Below are 3748 nucleotides of genomic sequence, written 5' to 3'. Positions count from 1 at the left end.
ATATTAACCTGGGTTCAGCGGTTCAGCGTTCAAGCCCGCCCTGGCCTCCGGCTCGTAGAGACATAGAGCCTACGCCTCGGAGAGCGCGACGGCCGTTATCAAGGAGATCAACCCTCTGCTATTAAAATATACGCATTGGATTCAACTTCTTGAAATCAGGTCTGGGCCAGGGGTTCCGGGTTAATGAGCCCTTACAGGCTCAACCCAAAAGAGTTGCGCCTCAATAGAGGCGGCAAGTAATTTTCACCCAATGGGGTGCAAGAGACCAATCGTGACATTGAGTTGTAACATTAAGTAATATCAAGTTTTTATAACCTTTGAACCTAGAACCCTGAACCTAGAACCGATCAGTTTAGGGCGTAGATATCTTTAGGTATTTCACTCGAACCCTCTTGGCTCGGCGTAGCTTTAGCGAAGACGGCTGAATCCTTGGACCCTTTCTGCTACGCTCCAACCCCGGTATGCGGAATCTTCGCTTTGCTACGACAAGCAGCGGGGAATTCAAATTTAAATCTCCAAAGCAAGCTCTTTGTCATACATAAGCCGCCTCATTATCTATTCTTCGTTTGAGAAATTCGTTCATGTTTTTCCGGTGACTGACAATATATGCCAGAGTGAAATTAAAATAGCGCTGACTTCAAGCCGTTGACGCATTTAGTTCCGTGTGTTATCGATAAAAACGGGTATTTTCTTAAAACGATAATTCCCAGTAGAAAGGCAACAAGAAGTACCTTGGAGGAAAAAATGGTTAAGAAACAAAAAAAAATAGTCCTTGATGAATACGAAAAAGAAATCTTAGAGGCATATGAAAATGGAATGCTAAAGCCCTCAAAATCTCAGCCTGACTACCAAACAATAGCTCGCAATACGATGAAAAAGAATCGTAAGATCAACATAAGGATTTCGGAAAATGATCTTTCCGCTTTGCAAAGAAGAGCCGCCCGGGAAGGCATCCCTTATCAAACATTAATTGGAAGTGTGCTTCACAAATATGTAAGTGGCTTTTTAAAAGAAGCAGGATAAAAAGGACTGGCATAATCTTTCAGTTCAAAGGAGAGCTAATGCCGCAGTCTGTGTTGCGGGGGTTTCATAAAATCGCATTACGATTTTATTGGGGGGAGAAGACTGACAGCAAGTTGCGGTCAAAAGTTTTTAACTCTTTGATTTTATTTAATTGACAAACAGACAGATGTAAAAGGTCTCTGGCAGTTAATCCAGGGTGCCTGTCGGCCAGGTCGCGGGCGAGAAGGACCGTTTCTGAACTGATCGGAATAACACGGTCAACACCTTTGGTGGCAAGTTCCAAGGCGGCATCAAGAGTTGCCAGGCGTCCAACAGGTAAATAGACATGGAGTAATTCCTGTAAGACTTCGGCGGAAGTTGCCAGTCGCTTGCCTCGCTTGCTGGATGTTAAAAAGAAATCTTGTGCTTCATTTTTCAAAGGATGAGGCTTACCCACAGCATAAATAAAAACATTGCTGTCAACGAAAATCATGGTTTTTTTCCTGCCTGAAAGCCCTCTAAAACAAGCCTTTTATGTTCTTCCCAGTCCGGTTCGGTTCCATGTTCTCTTTGGTTGCACTTTTTAAAAAAAACCTCCAAAGAATCGGGGTCGGTCAAAGGATGCGTTTGTTGATTCATCTCTATCATCTTTTTTCCCGCTTCTCGCAACCAGGCACTTAGCGACTTTGATTCTTTTAAAGCCTTGGCTTTGAATCTTGCCGCTTCCTCCTCTTGTAATATGACTTGAATTCTGACAGACATTTTATCCGCCTCCAAAATATTAATATGTAATCATATGGCGTATGCGTAACATTATTACACACCGTTGAATTTGTCAATATAAAATTCCGGGAAGGACGCATTATTCCAGGGCCACGTCATTATTCGGGAAAGCGAATCAATTCTATCTGAATCAGTTGAATTCGTGACTTTTCTGAGTTCATCAGTTTTAAATTGCAGAATATTCAGGGGATTACAGGTTGTCCGGCAAATAGTCCTCGCGTACCGGAGAAAAGACCTCTACAGCGATTGAATCCTCTATGATCTCAGCACTATGCTCAACATCTCCGGGAATGCTCCAGGAGTCTCCCGCTTCGGTCTCAAAAGTTTCCTCGCCGATGAAAAGCAGCATTCGACCCGCAACCAGGTATCCTGTCTGTTCATGCGGGTGGCTGTGTCTGGGTATTTTACTCTCTTTTTGCAGTCGGAATTCGGTTAAAAGCGTTTTTTCGCCAAAAACCAGAGTCTTAATCTTTATCCCTTCCAGCATCTGCTTGTAACCGCTGCTATCACTTTTATAGAACATTGTAACCTCTTTGCATTAAAAGAAATTGATTTTTTATTTATTTACATACAGGAAGTTATTTTTCAATCGGTAATTATTTGCATGGTCTTAACACATCAATCTCTATTCTTTAATTTGAACAAGCAAAAAAAAATATAACGAAATCATCCAGCGGCTTACGAATCATCCATTTCGCTTTCGAATGTTTTAAGAGTTAGTTCTACGTAACTTCTCAATAAGTTAGGGCTTAGGAAATTGCCGCGCTTCAGAATTTAACGCTCAAACTTAAAACCTGAAACGCGATCAATTAGACTTTTTACGGATTCACCAATATTATGCTTGAAAACTTTTTAGATATGTATAATATAGAGTCGGATTTTTTTAATGCGGAGGATGAGGATGCATAGAATACGCATTGGGGTGATGTGTTTGATGATGGTTTTGATTCTTGGGGTATCATTGGATGCCGCCGGGCAGGAGGAAGCCGCCGGGCAGGATACGGATGCCGGTGAACAGAAGCTAGAAGATATGCTTATTCCCATGGGCGTCATTGTGATCAAGGCGCATGAGTCGATTGAGCCGAAGAGATCTTCGGTTGAATTTGATCATGCCCTACATTTTATTAATGACTGTAGAATTTGCCATCACAAATGGGAAGGAAAAACCCAAATCCCCCTCTGTGCTTCAGCAGAATGTCACGATTTGCTCAAATCGCCGAAAAAGCCGACAAGATACCTTGTTTATACAGCAACGGCCATCTTGTATTACAAGTATGCATATCACAAAATGTGTGTCGGGTGTCACAAAACCATTAAAGTCAAGCGCACAGAAATGGAAATGTCGTATCAGGTTTTGAAAGAAAAACTGCCCCGCGGCGGCCCCACAGGTTGCGTTGAGTGTCACCCGAAAGACTATTAATATTGATGAATTCGTAAAAATACGAATTCATCAGGTATTTGAATTTACTACCTTACGCTTATAACGTTCGTAAAACACGTTTTTGAAGCTCCCTGCAGCAAGCTACAGGGAGCTTCGACTGTAAGGAATTCTATCAATTTTTTGATTCGCTCGCTAACCCCGCAGCGACTCGACTGAGCTCGTCGAAGTCAAGCTGCGGGGAATGCGCTCGCTGTGCAGTTCAACTTTTTTACGAAGTCATTTCATTCCCTCCTCGCAGGTCTCTCTTAGATCCTACCTTTTTGCACTTGAACCTTACCCAAGTGTTGTGTTAATCTATACTTTTCATAGAAAATGCCGATAGTTCTCAATACAGACCTCGTTATTTACCTTATATAAATGACCGTAGACCTTTATATACCATGGGATTGCACATAAATTGGACATCAGGTCGGTCTAGGTTATAAGGTTCCGGGTTCCCGGTTCAGGCCTCCGGCTCGTAGAGGCACGATCCTACGCCTCGGAGAGGTTAAGCGCTTCGCGCTTTTTTCCTTAACCATTGAT

General features: G+C 42.6%; 5 protein-coding genes. 2 read left to right on the top strand and 3 right to left on the bottom strand.

All coding sequences use genetic code 11. The features are described from left to right. Positions 1-744: 744 nt before the first annotated feature. Complete coding sequence (locus tag V3S16_RS04950; RefSeq protein WP_413883565.1) at positions 745-1023, top strand: antitoxin; 279 nt, start codon at positions 745-747, stop codon at positions 1021-1023. 85 nt (positions 1024-1108) lie between these two features. Here V3S16_RS04950 and V3S16_RS04945 read toward each other — a convergent pair whose 3' ends face one another. The 3 genes from V3S16_RS04945 to V3S16_RS04935 form a co-directional block, all read right to left on the bottom strand. After that, positions 1109-1495: a type II toxin-antitoxin system VapC family toxin gene (locus tag V3S16_RS04945; RefSeq protein ID WP_413883564.1), complete on the bottom strand. Its 387-nt coding sequence runs from the start codon at positions 1493-1495 to the stop codon at positions 1109-1111. Continuing rightward, the gene (locus V3S16_RS04940) at positions 1492-1764 is read right to left on the bottom strand and encodes a hypothetical protein (RefSeq protein ID WP_413883563.1); all 273 of its coding nucleotides are present in this window, start codon (positions 1762-1764) and stop codon (positions 1492-1494) included. The genes V3S16_RS04945 and V3S16_RS04940 overlap by 4 nt, the downstream gene beginning before the upstream one ends. Positions 1765-1975: 211 nt before the next feature. Further along, positions 1976-2308: a cupin domain-containing protein gene (locus V3S16_RS04935; protein WP_413883562.1), complete on the bottom strand. Its 333-nt coding sequence runs from the start codon at positions 2306-2308 to the stop codon at positions 1976-1978. A gap of 378 nt (positions 2309-2686) precedes the next feature. On the opposite strand from V3S16_RS04935, the gene V3S16_RS04930 reads away from it, so the two are divergent. Continuing rightward, positions 2687-3205, top strand: coding sequence for a cytochrome c3 family protein (locus tag V3S16_RS04930; RefSeq protein ID WP_413883561.1), 519 nt, complete (start codon positions 2687-2689; stop codon positions 3203-3205). Positions 3206-3748: the final 543 nt, after the last annotated feature.

Origin of the sequence: Candidatus Desulfatibia sp., assembly GCF_036446775.1 — a bacterium.
In the GTDB taxonomy this organism is placed as follows: domain Bacteria; phylum Desulfobacterota; class Desulfobacteria; order Desulfobacterales; family UBA11574; genus Desulfatibia_A.
The sequence above is the reverse complement of the archived record's forward strand: the minus strand, read 5'-3'. Positions and strand labels throughout refer to the sequence as shown.